The organism is Mesorhizobium sp. WSM4806 (assembly GCF_055811635.1).
Map to the genome: position 1 here is coordinate 17,212 of NZ_JBVVQZ010000018.1, position 15,803 is coordinate 33,014.

General features: G+C 63.8%; 15 protein-coding genes. 5 read left to right on the plus strand and 10 right to left on the minus strand.

What is annotated here, in order from left to right:
* Positions 1-193 precede the first annotated feature (193 nt).
* Positions 194-604 carry a hypothetical protein gene (locus tag AC0L2M_RS24895; protein WP_473536172.1) on the plus strand — a complete coding sequence of 137 codons (411 nt, stop codon included), beginning with the start codon at positions 194-196 and terminating at the stop codon, positions 602-604.
* A 130-nt stretch (positions 605-734) separates the two neighbouring features.
* On the opposite strand, the gene AC0L2M_RS24900 is transcribed toward AC0L2M_RS24895, so the two are convergent.
* Both AC0L2M_RS24900 and AC0L2M_RS24905 read right to left on the minus strand, forming a co-directional pair.
* Positions 735-2,819 carry a PAS domain S-box protein gene (locus tag AC0L2M_RS24900; RefSeq protein ID WP_419694965.1) on the minus strand — a complete coding sequence of 695 codons (2,085 nt, stop codon included), beginning with the start codon at positions 2,817-2,819 and terminating at the stop codon, positions 735-737.
* Between the two features lie 51 nt (positions 2,820-2,870).
* Positions 2,871-3,650, minus strand: a complete 780-nt coding sequence (locus AC0L2M_RS24905; RefSeq protein WP_473536237.1) for a response regulator — start codon at positions 3,648-3,650, stop codon at positions 2,871-2,873.
* A gap of 47 nt (positions 3,651-3,697) precedes the next feature.
* Here AC0L2M_RS24905 and AC0L2M_RS24910 point away from each other — a divergent pair, with 47 nt between their 5' ends.
* The gene (locus AC0L2M_RS24910; RefSeq protein WP_473536173.1) at positions 3,698-4,384 is read left to right on the plus strand and encodes a winged helix-turn-helix domain-containing protein; all 687 of its coding nucleotides are present in this window, start codon (positions 3,698-3,700) and stop codon (positions 4,382-4,384) included.
* 39 nt (positions 4,385-4,423) lie between these two features.
* Here AC0L2M_RS24910 and AC0L2M_RS24915 read toward each other — a convergent pair whose 3' ends face one another.
* Positions 4,424-4,591, minus strand: a complete 168-nt coding sequence (locus AC0L2M_RS24915; RefSeq protein ID WP_023797130.1) for a hypothetical protein — start codon at positions 4,589-4,591, stop codon at positions 4,424-4,426.
* A 660-nt stretch (positions 4,592-5,251) separates the two neighbouring features.
* Between AC0L2M_RS24915 and AC0L2M_RS24920 the strand changes: the two genes are divergently transcribed.
* Entirely contained in the window at positions 5,252-5,737 is a 486-nt protein-coding gene (locus AC0L2M_RS24920; protein ID WP_473536174.1) for a L,D-transpeptidase, read from the plus strand.
* Positions 5,738-5,804: 67 nt separating this feature from the next.
* Here the strand turns inward: AC0L2M_RS24920 and AC0L2M_RS24925 are convergent, their stop codons facing one another.
* Positions 5,805-8,888 (minus strand): efflux RND transporter permease subunit, encoded by a 3,084-nt coding sequence (locus AC0L2M_RS24925; protein ID WP_287066559.1) that lies wholly within the window; start codon positions 8,886-8,888, stop codon positions 5,805-5,807.
* Positions 8,885-10,150, minus strand: a complete 1,266-nt coding sequence (locus tag AC0L2M_RS24930) for an efflux RND transporter periplasmic adaptor subunit (RefSeq protein ID WP_441338799.1) — start codon at positions 10,148-10,150, stop codon at positions 8,885-8,887. The genes AC0L2M_RS24925 and AC0L2M_RS24930 overlap by 4 nt, the downstream gene beginning before the upstream one ends.
* A gap of 151 nt (positions 10,151-10,301) precedes the next feature.
* On the opposite strand from AC0L2M_RS24930, the gene AC0L2M_RS24935 reads away from it, so the two are divergent.
* Together AC0L2M_RS24935 and AC0L2M_RS24940 are read left to right on the plus strand one after the other, a co-directional pair.
* Positions 10,302-10,838 carry a TetR/AcrR family transcriptional regulator gene (locus AC0L2M_RS24935; protein ID WP_023797135.1) on the plus strand — a complete coding sequence of 179 codons (537 nt, stop codon included), beginning with the start codon at positions 10,302-10,304 and terminating at the stop codon, positions 10,836-10,838.
* 196 nt (positions 10,839-11,034) lie between these two features.
* Positions 11,035-11,250, plus strand: a complete 216-nt coding sequence (locus AC0L2M_RS24940; protein WP_306454928.1) for a hypothetical protein — start codon at positions 11,035-11,037, stop codon at positions 11,248-11,250.
* A 135-nt stretch (positions 11,251-11,385) separates the two neighbouring features.
* Here the strand turns inward: AC0L2M_RS24940 and AC0L2M_RS24945 are convergent, their stop codons facing one another.
* Genes AC0L2M_RS24945 through AC0L2M_RS24965 form a run of 5 tightly spaced genes read right to left on the minus strand, consistent with a single transcriptional unit; the run spans position 11,386 to position 15,797 of the window.
* A complete protein-coding gene (locus tag AC0L2M_RS24945) occupies positions 11,386-12,351 on the minus strand; it encodes an ROK family protein (protein WP_473536175.1) in 966 nt (321 codons plus the stop codon).
* A complete protein-coding gene (locus AC0L2M_RS24950; RefSeq protein ID WP_128246044.1) occupies positions 12,351-13,073 on the minus strand; it encodes a ribulose-phosphate 3-epimerase in 723 nt (240 codons plus the stop codon). The genes AC0L2M_RS24945 and AC0L2M_RS24950 overlap by 1 nt, the downstream gene beginning before the upstream one ends.
* Positions 13,070-13,903: an alpha/beta fold hydrolase gene (locus tag AC0L2M_RS24955; protein ID WP_473536176.1), complete on the minus strand. Its 834-nt coding sequence runs from the start codon at positions 13,901-13,903 to the stop codon at positions 13,070-13,072. The genes AC0L2M_RS24950 and AC0L2M_RS24955 overlap by 4 nt, the downstream gene beginning before the upstream one ends.
* Entirely contained in the window at positions 13,903-14,721 is an 819-nt protein-coding gene (locus AC0L2M_RS24960) for a sugar phosphate isomerase/epimerase family protein (protein ID WP_473532542.1), read from the minus strand. The genes AC0L2M_RS24955 and AC0L2M_RS24960 overlap by 1 nt, the downstream gene beginning before the upstream one ends.
* Positions 14,721-15,797 carry a Gfo/Idh/MocA family protein gene (locus AC0L2M_RS24965; protein ID WP_473532541.1) on the minus strand — a complete coding sequence of 359 codons (1,077 nt, stop codon included), beginning with the start codon at positions 15,795-15,797 and terminating at the stop codon, positions 14,721-14,723. Before AC0L2M_RS24965 ends, AC0L2M_RS24960 begins: the two co-directional genes overlap by 1 nt.
* Positions 15,798-15,803: the final 6 nt, after the last annotated feature.

Here is a 15,803-nt window from a genome sequence, read left to right on the forward strand (position 1 = left end):
AAAGTGGCGACCGGACGTCGCCGGGCCGGAGCGGCGGCGCGATTTGATCCCGCGCCCCTGCGATGACCGGATGTGCCCGCCGAAATCCCGTTTCAAAGCTGTTACACGGTCAGTTTGCGTGCGTCGTTCGTCCGTTACAAGGTGCGACTAAGTTCGTTTCAACAAAAAAAGAAGATCGACGAAGGGAAGCGCGATGTATACGAAAATCCGGACTGCCTGCAATGACCGCCGTCTGCAAGCGCTGAAGGGCAAGGATCGGCGGCCGAAGCTGGCGCTGCGCCAGCGCGCCAACGACCATCCGATGGCGCTGTTCGTGGTGCTGGGCGCCGCCGCGTTCGCCGGCATGGCGTTCGCGCCGACTGTTGGTCCCGCCTTTGCTTCACTGAACCCGCCGGCAAACATCGTCAAGGGCGCCCCGACCACGACCAAGACCGCGCGGCTGCCGATGCCGGAGATCGATTTTGTCTGCAAGGGGCAGGCCTGGGGCGCCGAGAGTGCGGAGTGCCTGCGCGTCATTGCTGAGCAATCCGGCATTTACAAGGCCCGCGCGGTTCGCGTGATCGCCAATGCCGCGCCGCTGACCGATACGCCGAACGTTTTTTGATGCCCGAGCGACCCTCCAGCGCTCCAGGCAGGCTCCCGCCGCATCCTCGGCCGGGAGTCTTTTTTCTCTGGAAAGCCCCTTTGTTGAGCATCGGATTTTTTCAAAAACCGATTTCCACCAGTCCGAAGTCCTAGCTGCCCAATGCGGCCTGCTCGGCGATGGCCGACAGCACCCCGCGCACGTCCAGCGTGCTGAACGGCTTTTCCAGGATCTGCGGCCGCTGCGGCGCCGGCAATGCCTCGATTTCGGCTTTCGCGCCGATCAGGTCGCCGGTGACCAGAACGAAGCGCCGCGCCAGATCAGGCTTTTCGGCGAGCAGTTCGCGATAGATCGATATGCCGCTGGTGCCGGGCATGCGCAGATCGGAAAAGACGATGTCCGGCGGCATATGGCCCGACAAGGTCGCGGCAGCTGACGCCCAGGCCGGCACGATCCGCGACTTGATGCCCATCAACTCCAGAATGTCGGACAGCGAGGCGGCGACATCCGGCTCGTCGTCGATGATCAGGGCGTGGCGCAATCCGCTCGAGCGCGACGGGCTTTCGCCGGCGGCGGCCGCGCCGCCGGCGATCGCCGGCAACTGGACAACGAAACGGGCGCCTCTCGGCAGAACTTCCTCGAACCAGACATTGCCATTGTGCCGTTCGATGATCGATTTCGAAATCGACAGGCCGATGCCGGTGCCGACGCCGACCGGCTTGGTGGTGAAATACGATTCGAAGATGCGAGAGCGTATCGCTTCCGGCACGCCCGGCCCGTTGTCCTCGACCGAGAAACAGGGATTGCCGCGATCGCTGCGAAACGTGCGAACCTTGATCAGCCTGTCGCCGCCGATGCCGGCCAGAGCGTGCTGGCTGTTGATGAGGAAGTTGGCGGCAACTTGCGTCACATGGTCGGCGTCGGCCATGGCCAGCAGCGGGCCGCTGGCGAAATCGGTATCGATAATGATGCCGGTCGACCTGGCGCCGTAGGCGGTCACTTCGAGTGCCGCGCGGACCACCTGGTTGAGGTCGGTCTCGGCCTGCGACGCCGGATGCAGGCGGACCATCGAGAGGAAGCTCTTGACGATGCGGCCGCAGCGCTCTGCGGCGGCGCGCACCTTTTCGGCGCGCACCTTGGTCTGCGGGTCTGAAGCGAACTCGTGTAACAAAGTCGATTGGGCGACGACCACGGCAAGCGGGTTGTTGAGCTCGTGTGACACGCCGGCAAGCAGCGAGCCCATCGCCGCCATCTTCTCGTTCTGGTGCAGCTTTTCGCGCTGGCGGCCGATCTCCTCCTCGGCACGCAATTTGTCGCGGAGGTCGCGGATCGAGCCGAAGATCAGGCGGCGGTCGGCGACCCGCATCTCGGTTGCCGTCAATTCGATCGGAAAGACCTCGCCGGCAGCATTCTGGGTGACGGTCTCGATCCGCTGCCCGACCATCGGCGCGCCGCGGCCCGACATGTATTCGGCGCCCGACACATAGCCCTTGCGATAATAGTCCGGAACGACGGTGTCGAGCAGGTCCTTGCCGAGGATGTCGCTGCGCTGGTAGCCGAACATCTTTTCGGCGGCCGGATTGAACTCGATGATCGAACCGGTCTCGTCGATGACGATGATCGCGTCGAGCGAGGCCTGCAGCATGGTGCGGCGGATGACTTCGCTGGCGTGGGCATCGGAAAGCGATCGTTCGATGGCGTCGCCGATGGCCAGCGCCACGATGTGCAGCGTCGCCACTTCCTCGTCGGTCCATTCGCGCTCGTTCACGCAGTCGTTGACCGCCAGCGTGCCCCACAGATGGCCATGCGCAAAGACCGACACCGACAGGAACGACTTGATGTGCTGCTTTTCGAAGTCGGTTCTCAGAAAGCCTTCGAGGTCGCGCGTGTGTCCCGCGAAGATCTTGCCTTGCCGCTCGTCCTCCGCCAACCGTTCCAGCAGTGGGTCCGAATTGACAACCGACTGCATGATCACCGTCGGCGATGCCAGCTCGCCACCATATCGGGGGTCGATCCAGTAGGCCGCCACCGATTGGGCAAAGCCTTGGCCGGGCAGTTCGCGCAGCCGAAACAGGATGCCGCGCTGGCAATCCATGGCCCCGCACAGCGTTTCAAGGATGCTGCCCATCTCGCGCTGCCAGTCGCCAGCTTCGTGAAGCCGGCGAACGATGTGAACAGCGGCCATCGCCGCGCCCTGCCTGACGCCGTGCCTATCGCTGCGTGCTTCAGCCGTCATGGTCAGCCGTCATTTCACAGTCGTGCCACCGAGAGTGGTTGGTCGCGCCGCTCAGTTGCCTTCGCCGGTCGGCAGCGAGAAGATATAGCCTTCGCCGCGGACTGTGCGCAGGAATTTCGGATTGGCCGGGTCCGCCTCGATCTTCTTCCTCAGCCTCATGATGCGGATATCGACTGCACGTGAGGATTCAGGATCTTCCGCGAAGCCGATCGCCTCGGAGATCGCCGCACGCGTCAGCAAGCGGTTGGCACGCGTCAGGAAGACCTCCAGCACGTCGAACTCGCTCTTGGCCAGGTCGATGACCGTCCCATTGGTGCCGGTGACGAACCGACCGTCGAGATCGGCATGGAAAGGTCCGAAGCTCATGGAACGGCGGTTGGCAGTTGTTTCGGCCTTGGCGGCCTGCGGCTCGGCCGGCTGCGGCACGCGGCGCAGCACGCTGCGGACCCGCGCCAGCACCTCGCGCAATTCGTAGGGCTTGACGATGTAGTCGTCGGCGCCGAGTTCCAGCCCGACGATGCGGTCGAGCGCGGTGCCGGCGGCAGTGGCATAGATGATGCCGATCGGCGTTTTCGAGCGCATCCAGCGGCCAAGCGACAGGCCGTCCTCGCCCGGCATGGCGATGTCGAGGATGGCCAGGTGAAACGACTGCGTTTCCAGCAAGGTTCGCGCAGCGCCGGCACTCTCGGCCGTAGCGACATCGTAGCCGCTGGCGTCGAGATACTCGGCAACCGCGTCCCTCAGATCCGGCTCGTCCTCGACGACGACAATTCGTGCCCGCACGATGCTCTCGCTCCCACTTTCAGCGGAAAGTAGATTGGGTATAAACATCATGTCCAGCACTCATCTTGGGTTGCCGGGTTGCAGGGTAGAAAAAAATGACTGCACGATCCATCATCGCGCTTGTTTCCGTCGCCGAAGTGGTCGCAACCGATCTGGCCGACCATCTCGAACGGCGCGGTCATGACGTTCGCGCAGTGCGGCAGCCGTGGGAGGCCGAATCCTTGCTTTCCGGAAACGGCATCGATGTCGTTGTCGTCGGCGACAGCCTCAGCCAGGCGGAAGGGCGTGATCTGCTCAAGCGCCATGGCGGCGAGGGCGGGCCGGATTTCATCCTGATCTGCCGGCCGGCCGATCTCGTCGACAAGGTGCTGGCGCTCGAGCTCGGCGCCGCCGACGTCGTCGAGAGCCCGCTCAACGTCAGGGAACTCGCCGCCCGTATCGGCGGCTTGCTGGCACGGCGCGGCCGGAACGCCGGGGAATTGGTCGTGCTGGAGAACGCGACGGTCGACCTCCGGTCGGCCATGGTCATGCATCGCTCCGGCACGGAAGAACAGTTGTCGCCGGGTCAGGTGGCGCTGCTCAGATTGTTCCTGGCCAGTCCGCGCAAGGTCTTGACGCGCGACGATATCATTGCCGCCGCGCCCGCCGAAAATGCCGATGCCTTCGATCGCTCGATCGATTCGCGCATCGTGCGACTGCGCCGCAAGCTCGACACCGAAACCATCACCACCATACGGGGTGCGGGCTACCGGTTTGATCCGCCGACGCAGTTCGCCGACTGAGGCCGCGGCCCTCACCGTACTGTCCACAGGCCCAGGCGCTCAGCGCACCACGAGAAGCGACGGACCTGACGGCATTTCGCTGGCCGCGACGAATTCGCTGGCATGGGCACGATCCCTGAGAAGCACGGTGGCGAGGCCGGCAAAGCCGAGCAGGCCCTGTGCGTAGAGCAGTGCGGAAAGTACCGAAGCTGCAAATTTCGTGTTCATCGTTTTCGTCCCCCAAATTTGGTTTCAGGTTCGCTTCAGGGAAAACCCCGAAGTGCCCGCGCCGCCATCGGAGCCCCCCGTTGCGGCGCGGGCCTTCGGTCCTCTCGGCTGCAAGTTGCCGGAGGTGCCGCGCATCTTCTTCAGCCCAAAACCGACCCGCCAGAGGGCCTTGAGCCGGTTATGCGCAGGCTGGAGACGATCCAGACCGTGGCGAAAACAGTGCGGCATGCAAATCAACACTGCGGCTATGCTTATCCTGAACAGCCAGGAGATCGCGTTAGACTGCATGTTCATCTTCGTTTGTGCCGGCTGTTTGCGTTGGGTCAACTCTGCGGGCGGCCTGTATCCAGATCATGCCGCTCGAGTCCGCGCTTTGTTGCCGATTGGTTTCGAGCCAAGTCAAATTTCTTTCATGTGAGGCAAGATCGCACTTTCCCCAGAGACGACAGTACCTTTTCGCGGGTCCGAGCTCGACCAGGCAAACCGTCCTGTTCTTGGTTTCACCCCTGCAAATGCCTCGGATGGGCCTCCGGCCGTTAACCAGAGGAAACAGTTTCGAAACAGAAACGTCGGCCGTGCGAAATCAATTCGAAACGTGACCCAACGACAAGCCCAGTCATCGAATTGGAGCCGGCCATACCCGGCAGACAGGGGGATATCATGTACACTGCCATTTCCGCCAAGCTCATCAACATCGCCGCCGCCGTCACCGCGGGCACGGTTCTTCTGTTCGGCGCCGGCAACGGCGTTGCCGATGCTGCCAATCGGGCCGCCAATCGGGCGGCCAATCAGATCGTGGCGCGGATTTCGCTTTCGCAGCAGACGATGGAAATCCTCGTCGACGGCCGGCCGACCTTCGCGTGGAAAGTCTCGACCGGCGGTAGGGGGCATCTCACCCCGACCGGGTCGTTCAAGCCGACCCGCATGCACCAGATGTGGTATTCGAGGAAATATGACAACGCGCCGATGCCGCATTCGGTCTTCTTCAAGGGTGGCTACGCCGTGCATGCGACCAATTTCGTCAGGCGCCTCGGCCAGCCGGCCTCGCATGGCTGCGTGCGGCTGCATCCGGACAACGCTGCCGACTTCTACCAGCTTGTCGAGATTTTCGGTACGACCAACACCAGGATCGTCATCGTCAAATAGATAAAGAAGGCGATTCGGACATCACTGCCCAAGAAAAAAGGCCGGAAGTTTCCGGCCTTTTTGTCAATCAATCAACCGGCACCGGCATCAGCTTCGGGTCCGGCTTCTCGGCGTGATGCGGCAGGTCCTTGCTGGCGATGAAGGTGTAGAACATCGGCACCACGAACAGGGTGAACATGGTTCCCACCAGAATGCCGGTGAAGATCACCAGGCCCATCGAATAGCGCGCTGCGGCGCCAGCGCCGCTGGAAATGATCAGCGGCACCACGCCGAGCGCCATCGCCGCCGTCGTCATCAGGATCGGTCTTAGCCGCACCCTGGCCGAGGCGACGATCGCATCGCGCCGCCGCATCCCGTGGAGCTCGCGCTGCTGGTTGGCGAATTCGACCAGAAGAATGCCGTGTTTGGTGATCAGGCCGATCAGCGTGATCAGCCCGACCTGCGTGTAGATGTTGAGCGTTCCCAGCCCCAGATTGAGCGGCACGATTGCGCCGAAGATCGACAGCGGCACCGACATCATGATGATCAACGGATCGCGGAAGCTTTCGAACTGCGCCGCCAGCACCAGATAGATGACGAGAACAGCTGCCGCGAAGGCGATGATGATCGTGTAGCCCTGTTCCTTCTCCTGTCGCGACTGGCCGGTATAGTCGATGAAGAACGTGTCGGGCAGGCTTTCTCTGGCGATGTCCTCGATGGTCCTCAGCCCGTCGCCGGTGGTCAGCGTGGGCAATGGCAGAGCGGAAATCGTCGCGGAGTTCAACTGGTTGAACTGCTCGATCACGGCCGGCGAGGCGTTGGTCGAGATCTTCACCACCGCCGAGAGCGGCACCATCTCGCCCGACGCGCTGCGGACGAAATACTCGGCCAGCTTTTCAGGGTTGTCGCGGAAGTTCTGCGGCACCTGCGGAATGATGTCGTAGCTGTTGGACTCGCGGTCGAATTGCGCCACCTCGGCGCCACCGACCAAAAGGGTCAGCGTCCGGCCGATGTCGGCGATCGGCAGGTTGAGTGCCGCGGCGCGGTCGCGGTCGATCGTCACCGTCACTTGCGGCGCATCGAAGGACATCGAATTCTGCACGGCGAGGAAGCGACCGGAGGCCTGCGCCTTGTTCTTGATGTCCTCGGCCGCCTCGAACACCTGGGAGGCATCGCCGGTCGAGCGCACCACCATGGTGACCGGCAGGCCGCCGCCGGAGCCGGGCAGCGTCGGTGGGGCGAAGACGAAAGCCTCGACGCCCGCCACCTTGGTAAGGCGGGCGGTGATGTCTTCCTGAAGCTCCTTCGAGCTGCGCTCGCGCTCGGCCCAGTCCTTGAATGCGAAGCCGACGAAGGCGCTGTTCGTCGGGCCCTGAAAGGCGACGGCGGAGAACCGCGCCCTGGTTTCGGGAATATCATTCATCAGCCCGAGAATCTGGTTCACATAGGTCTCGGTGTAGTCCGACGTCGCGTAGCGCGGCGCGTTCACAAGAGACAGCAAGAAGCCCTGGTCTTCTTCCGGCGCCAGTTCGCCGGCGGTCTTGGTGAACATGAAGCCGGTAGTGGCGACCAGTGCGATGACGATCATCAGCGTCACCGGACGATATTTTAGCGAGCCGCTGACCAGCCGCTCGTAGACGTTTTCGACGCGCCTGAACGTGTTGTCGACAATGCGCTGGAAGCGGCTGTGCGAGCCGGCCCGCAGGATGCGTGCCGACATCATCGGCGTGACGGTGAGGGCGACGACACCCGAAAGCACCACTGAGCCGGCAAGCGTCACCGCGAATTCGCGAAACAGTGCGCCGGTCAGGCCGCCGGTGAAGGCCAGCGGCGCGAACACGGCGGCCAGCGTTATCGTCATGGCGATGACGGCGGACGAGATCTCCCGCATGCCGTTGAAGGCCGCCTGCATCGGCGACAAACCGTCTTCCTCCATGTGGCGGTGGATGTTTTCCACCACCACGATGGCATCGTCGACGACGAGGCCGATCGCCAGCACCATGGCCAGCAACGACAAGAGATTGATCGAATAGCCCAGCGTAAACAACAGGAAGCAGACGCCGATCAGCGACAGCGGAATGGTCACGATCGGCATCAGCACCGAGCGGAACGAGCCGAGGAAGAGCAGGATGACGACGATGACGATGGCGACCGCTTCGCCGATGGTCTTGAACACCTCCTCGATCGAAGCGCTGATCTGCTCGGTCGAATCGTACACGATCTCGATCGTCATGCCTTGCGGCAGCGTCTCCTGGATCGTCGGCACGATTTCGTGGATCGCCTCCGCTGTCGTCAGCGGATTGGCGGCCGGCGTCGGGAAGATGGCGAGAAAGATGCCGGGCTTGCCGTTGAAAGTAACCCTGGTGTCGGTGTTCGCCGCGGCGAGCTCGACGCGCGCCACGTCGCGCAGCCTCACCACATTGCCGTCTGTGGAACGAAGCGGAAGAGCGGCGAAAGCCTCCGGCGTTTGCAGCGTCGAGCGGACGGTGATCGAGGAGGCGACGTACTCGTTTTCGGTATTGCCGGGTGCTGAGAGGAAATTCGATGCGTTGATGGCGGTCAGCACGTCCGACGCCGTCACGCCGCGCGCCGCCAGTTTGATCGGGTCGATCCAGACGCGCATCGAATATTCGGCGGCCCCGAAAATCTGCACGTCGGCGACACCCTCGACCGTCGACATGCGCGGCCGCACGACGCGCTCGATATATTCGGTGAGCTGTTCCGGCGTCATGTTCGGATTCTGCATCGAGATATACATCATCGCGAACTGCTCGCCGGTGCCCTTGACGATCACCGGGTCTTCGGACTCGTCCGGCAGGTCGCCGCGCACGCTTTGTACCTTCGACAAGACTTCGTTCAGCGCGACGTCGGGGTTGGACCCGAGTTTCATCTGCACCGTCACGGTGCTTGAGGACGGCCGGCTCGCCGACGTGACGTAATCGATGTTTTCGGTCGAGGCGACGGCACGGGCGATCGGCGCGGAAATGAACCCCTGGATCAGGTCGGCGCTGGCGCCGGGATAGGCTGTGGTGATCGTGATGGCCGTTTCTTCGACCTCCGGATACTGCCGGATCGAGAGGCTGAAGATGCCCTGGAAACCCAGAAGCAGGATCATCAAGGCGAGCACGGTCGAAAGGACCGGACGGCGAATGAAGATGTCGGAGAAGCTCATTTCTGGGCTGCCTGCTGGTTTGCCGGCTTGGTCGGATCGATGGTGTTGTCGACGGCAACGGACATGCCGTTGGAAAGGCGGTTCTGGCCGGCGGTAACGACTTCGTCGCCGGGCGCGATGCCATCCAGGATCTCAACCAGGCCGGCATTACGGCGGCCTGGCTTGACGAACACCTGGGCAAGCACGAGCTGCGGCTTCTGTTCTTCCGCCGTCGGTTCGGCCGGCGCAGCAGCCGATTGTTCCTCGGGTTTTGCCGCGGGCGCTTCAGTCGCGGGCTTCGCACTATCCGTGGTCGGCTTTTCTTCCGCGTTGGCCGCGGCGGCAGGGGCGGCGCCATTGGCTGCGGCTGGCTTCGCTGGACGCACCACAAAGACGAAGTCACCGTAGAGGCTGGAGGTCAGCGCGGTCTGCGGCACCGTCAGCACGTTGTTTTCCTCGGGCAGTTCGACGCGCACCTGCACGAACTGGCCAGGGGTCAGCTTGCCTTCGGGGTTGGCGACCTCGGCCCTGACCGTCACCAGCCGGCTAGTCGGATCGATCTTCGGGTCGATACCGCGGATGGTGCCGGCGAACGGCAGCTCGCCGTCACCAATGCCCAGCCGCACCGTCTGGCCGATCTTCAGCAGCGGAAGCTGCTGTTCGGGAACCGAGAAATCGGCCCGCATCGTCTCCAGATCCTGCAGGGTCGCTACGGAAGTGCCGGGTGAGAGATACTGGCCGAGGTCGATCCTGGGGATACCGACGGTGCCGCCGAAGGGCGCTGTCAGCAGCTTCTGCTTGAGCACCGCCTGCAGCCTGTTGACCCGCGAAGCGGAAGCCAATGCGGCTGCCCGCGCCGTATCGAGCGTCGATTCCGAGCCGACATCGCGTTTCTGCAATTCAAGGGCGCGTGTCAACGCCGTCTGGTCGAGCGCTGCTTGCGCCTTCGTCGCATCGAGATCGGCGCGTTCGGCGGCATCGTCGAGCTGAAGGAGACTCGCGTTGGCTTCAACCTTCTGATTGGCGTGAAAAAGGATGTCCTTGACGATGCCGGCGGTTTCGACGGTCAGGTCGACGCCGCGGACCGCGCTGACAGTGCCGATCGCCTCGACGCCCGGCGTCCACTCGGTCGGCTTGACGATTGTCGTCGACACGGTCGCGGCCGGCGGTTTCATCGTGGCGAAGAATTGCTGCATTGCATTGTCGCGGAACAAATTGAAGCCGACGATGCCGCCGCAGACCAGCACGAGCAGAATGAAGGCAATGATAAAACGCTTGATCACGAACAGTCCCCTTGGCCATGGCCCGGCACAACAGTCGGATGACCCAAACACATATCTGTGACTGGTCCCGATATCAAATGACGGCGACCTTACTGTACCGTCTGGACGGTCTTGTCAATTCCGCGTAGGCTAATGTATGGGGGAACGATTGATGAAAGCCCGCAGAGCAAATTCGCGTGATAAAATTCTCGCCGCCGCCGCTGATGTGGCACGCGAGACAGGGCCCGGCAGCCTGTCGCTGGACGCCGTCGCCAGCCGGGCCGGGGTGTCGAAAGGCGGCTTGCTTTACAATTTCCCGACCAAGGCGAAACTGATGCAGGCGCTGGTTGAGGATTATCTGCGCGCTTTCGAGCAGGCGCTGGACGCCGCCCGCACTGCCGGCGTCAGCGGCGAGAGCCCGCTTGCGACCTACATCAAGCTTTCGGCCGAACATGCCGCGGAATCGAAACCGTCAGCTTCCTGGATATTTTCGGCGATCGCCGAGGACCCCGATTTCCTGACGCCGATAAAAGCGTTCAGGCGGCAGGTTTTCGAGCGGCTCAAGGGAGAGACGCCGGACCTCAAGGCGCTGTTGGTCTGCTACCTCGCCATCGAAGGGCTTCGCAGCATGAATCTCTTCGATTCGGACGTCCTCTCACAGGACGAACGTCGGTTGCTGGTATCGTCCTTGCTGGAGATCGCGGGGTAGATTGCCGCGCAGTGCCGCAGGATAAACCTATTGTGACAGGTCATATGGTTGAGCTTGGTCCGGCCAGGGTGAGGGAACTTTTGTCCGGCTGGCGATTTTGGATGTATGGTGAGAAGCCGAACGGCCAGAAAGGCATTCCCCGATGACAACAAAACGTTTTGCGATCCGCGCTCTCGTTTTCGCAATGGGGTGCAGCATGTCTGTCGCGGCCTTGGCTGGAGATCGCGATGATCGGCCTGACCGTGATCGCTACGTCCCCGCCGAAGGCAACATCATCGACATTCTGTTCGGCGGCCCGCGCTACTATGATCGGCAGTTGTTCACGACAGCCGCAGGAGCCTGCTCCTACCACAGGGTCGGACCCGACGCGAATGCCTTGAACAAGATCAACGATCACCATTGCGGGAAGTAGGCGGCAGGCTGCGCGCCCGCCAAGCTCAGTCGGGCGATGCAGCGGCGCAGAATGAAGACTGCAGCGATCCTTGGCGCCCCCCTCTGTCCTGCCGGCATCTCAAGGGTTTTGCACCATGGCGCATTCGGCCACTGGTCAAGTAGATACGCCCGGTTCGCCTTCCCACAGGATCAGGCTGGCCGCGCCGATCAGTCCTGCGCGGTCGCCAAGCTGCGCCGGCACGATCGGTACATCCCTGTAGGCCGGCATCGCCCGCTGCTCGACGGTCGCCCTGATGGTTGGAGCCAACAGGTCGAAGCCATTGGCGAGGCCGCCGCCCATGACGATCAGGTCCGGCGAATAGAGGTGAAGCAGGTTGGTGAAGCCGATGCCGAGCCACTTCGCCTCCGCCTCGATCAATTCGAGCGCGCTGATATCGCCGGCACGTGCGGCTTCGACGACCTGCCTGGCCGAAACGTCGCCGTCAGCCGAAAGGCGCCTAAGCAGGGAGCCGTCGCCCGGCGCGGTCAGCGCCGTGGCACGCCGCCCGAGCGCGGTACCGGAGGCGACCGCCTCGAAACAGCCGACGGCGCCGCAGAAGCAGCGGTCGCCCTCGCCGGTGATGGTCATGTGGCCGATCTCGGCGGCAAGCCCGCGCCGACCGTGATAGATGTGGCCGTCGGCGACGACCCCGCCGCCGATGCCGGTCGACACGGTGACGAACACCAGGGAGTCGCTGCCTCGGCCGGCGCCGAAGCGCCATTCGCCAAGGGCGGCCGCGTTAGCGTCGTTTTCCAGCCGCACCGGCAGGCCGAAATGCTTGCCAAGAATGTCGATCAACGGCACGTCGTGCCAGCCGGCCAGCGTCGGCGGCGCGATCACGATACCGGCCTTGGGATCGAGCGGTCCCGGCGCGCCGATGCCGATCCCGGCGACATCCGCCTGTGGGTGCTGTCTCAGAAGAGCCCCGGCCAGTGCGATGATCTGGCCGATCACCGCATCCGATCCCGCGATCGCCATCGTCGGCGCCGAGACCTGCGCGAGAACGCCGCCGTCGCTCTCGACCAGCGCGCCGCGCAGCTCCGTTCCGCCGAGATCGAAGGCGAGGGCCAGTCTTGTCATCAGACGGCGACCTTCAGCCCATGCAGCCAGCGAATGCGCTGCGCGAGGTCGGGGTCGCCGAACGCCAGCGATCCGAGCACCACCGTCTCGGCGCCAGAGGCGCGCAGGCGGGGCACCGTCTCGTGGCGGATGCCGCCGTCGGCAGCCAGGATGATGTCGGTTTCGCGACCGGCTTTTCTCATCAGCGCGCGCGCTTCGATCAAACGTGGGCAGGCCTGCTCGGAAAGGCTCTGGCCCTTGACGCCGATGGATGTGCCGAGAAGCGTCACAAACGCGACTTGTGACAGGAAAGGCGTGACCGCGGCCACCGGCGTTTCCAGCCTGAGCACCACGCCGGCCTCGGCGCCGAGCGCATGCGCCAGCCGCACGGCGCGCAGGCCGGCTTCGCCGTTTTCGGCGTGGACACTGACCAGGTCGGCACCGGCCTCGATGAACTGGCGCGTTTGCTCCTCGACGATCTCGGCTTCGACCATCAGGTGCACATGGATCGGTTTTGCCGTCAGCCCGGCGATCCGCGCTACCAGATCCGGGAAGAACAGGAAGCCGGGAGTGAAGCGGGCGTCCGCGACATCGATGTGGTGTAGGTCGACATGATGTTCTATGCGCTTCAGGTCGCGCTCCATATTGGCAAGGTCGGCCGACCACAGCGAAAACTCGCCGAGCAGCCGGTTGCGCGGCAGGGCGGCGATGGCAGCGGGGCCGGACAGGAATTTGGTCGTCATGACGGAACGAGGCTCCGGAAGTTCGAGTAGGTCTGAAGGAAGGTCGTGATCTCAGCCTGCAGCTCGGCGAAATGCCTGACGCTGTCGAGCGCCTTGGGATGGATTTCGGCAAAGGTCGCGCCGGGAACGGCTGCGGCGAGCATATGGGCGGCCGAGAGCGGATGTACCGCATCCATGGCATTGCCGATGACGAGCGTGGGGATGCCAAGGGCAGCGGCGTCACTCGCTGAAACTCCCGGGCCGTCGGCGGCAATGTCGGCGAGGACCTGCGCGAACGGCGCGGCGTCCGGCCGGTCAAGATACCCGAACAGCGAGGCAAGGTTGTCGGGCGCGTCGCGCTGCAGGCGCGCGGCGGTTTCCGATTGCGCGAAGATCGCCCTCGCCTTGTCGGGGCCGTGGTCCAGGATAAGCCTGGCAACCTCGGCGATCGGCCGCAGGTTCACCGGCGCGTCGTCGAAAATCCAGGCCGGCCGCACCAGGAGAAGACCCGCGACGCGGTCCGGATGACGGCAGGCCAGGCGCATGGCGATCGCCGCGCCCATGGAAATGCCGCCGGCGACGAAACGATCGAGGCCGGCCTGATCGGCGGCGGCAACAACATCGTCCGCGAACATCTCCAGGGAAAACGGCCGGCGGCTGCCCAGTCCGGACGCGCCGTGCCCGCGGCATTCCAGCGTGATGCGCCGCAAGCCCGGGCCGGAAGGGAAGGCCTGGGCGACCTGCGCGTCGCCACCGCCCAGCCCATGCTGAAAGATGACCGCAACGCCGTCGCCACTATCGGAAATCCGAAGCTTGGCGTCATCGCGAAGCAGCGTGGCCAGGCGCGCCATCACACCAGCCCTTTGAGGAAGCGGGCAACGCTGGGTGCCTCTTCGGCCGAGAGGCCATGCGTGACCAGCGGCCCATCAAAGCCCGATGCTTTCAGCCTGGCGACGAAATCCGCAAAGTCGACGACACCCCGGCCGGCCGTCGTGAAGCGGCCGTCAGCGAAACGGTCCTTGGCATGCGCCATGGCGACGTGGCCCGCAGTGCGTTCGACGGCGGCGGCGACGATGGCGCGTGCTTCGGCCGAGCTCGCCTGCTCGAACAGGTTGGCCGGATCGAGCACGATGCGCAGCCGTGTCGACCCCATCTCGGCGATGAGGCGCATCGCGTCCGACGCCGAGGTGACGATGTTGGCCTGTTCGGGCTCGATGCCGAGATCGACGCCGTGGCGCTCCGCGAGCTGCAACGCCTTTTCCATCTCGCTCGCCATGTCGTCCCATGCCGAGGGCTCGGTATTGTCGGGATGATATGCCCACTGATCGTCCGCGTTGCGCGTTCCCGTGCACAAGGTGACCAGCGGAACGGAAAGGTCTGCCGCGGTCTTGATGACCACGCCAAGCCGACGCAGGCCGTCGTCGCGCACAGCTTTGGCGGGATGGGCCATGTTGTAGGTTCCCGAGAGCGCTGCAAGGACGACACCGCAAGCATTCGATGCGGCCGCGATGGCATCAATGGCGGCTTTTTGCACCGCATCCGGCATCGACGGCAGCCCGGCGCAGGCAAGGTTGAACTGGGTGACGGCAAATCCCGCGTCGCGGACCGCTGCCAGCACGCCAGCCGGCTCGCTGCCAGGGAAGGTCTTGGCGAACACCCCGATCTGCATCAGACCGCTCCCGTTACGGAAGCGATCTCGACGCGATCACCGGTTTCGACCGAACGGGCGATCGCCACCATGGCGCGGATCGAGGCAAGTCCGTCCTCGACGTTGGCGCCGCGCATCGGCTTGCCGTCAAGGATTGTCTCGGCGAGGCCTTCGAGCTGGCGCCTGAAGAAATGCCCGTCGGCGCCGAGCGGCCTTCGCGACGTTGCATCCTTCTCGTGAAAGATATCGACCTCACTCGCCCGGAAATACCAGGGATTGAAGGTCTTCGCGATCACCGAGCCGTGTTCGCCATAGAGCTGAAAACCCTCGTGCCAGTCCATGCGGACAGCCACGGTGAGGTCGAGATGGCCAAGCGCGCCATTGGCGAACTCGGTTTCGACGAACCAGCAATGGGCGCCGAAACGTTTGTTGAGGCGGGCGCGCACGGCAACGATCTCGCCGCACAGGAAGCGCGCGGTGTCGACGAGGTGCGAGCCGTGCGCGAGCATGAAATACTGCCTGAGATCAGCCTTCGGATTGCCGCCCGGCTTGCGCGCCAGCTTGCTGGTGACCGGCAACGGCTGGACCGCGTCGGTGTTGGTGTAGCGGTGCGTGGAATCGCAATACCAGGCTTTTAGCGCCAGGATCTCGCCGATCTCATCGCGGACGAAATCGCGCGCCGCTTCCAGCGCCGGGTCGAAGCGCTTCATATGGCCGACCTGCAGCACCGTGCCGGAGCGCCGGACCGCATTGGCGAGCATCTCGCCTTCCTCGACCGAGACGCCGATTGGCTTTTCACACAGCACGTGCTTGCCGGCCTTGAGCGCCTTGATCGACATCGGCACGTGATAGGCGTCGGAGGTCGCCACGATCACCGCTTCCAGTTGCGGGTCGGCCAGCATCTCATCGTAATCGCCATAGACTTTTTCGGGTTCATAGGTCGCGGCCATGCGTGCCAGAAGATCGGGGGCGGCATCGCAGATCGCATAGAGATCGGCGTTGCCGGCCTTCACGCAGGATTCGAGATGCGCGAATTGCGCGATCGGCCCGCAGCCGAGCACGCCGACACGAAGGCGACGGTCTTGCTTCCGGATCATGGTCTC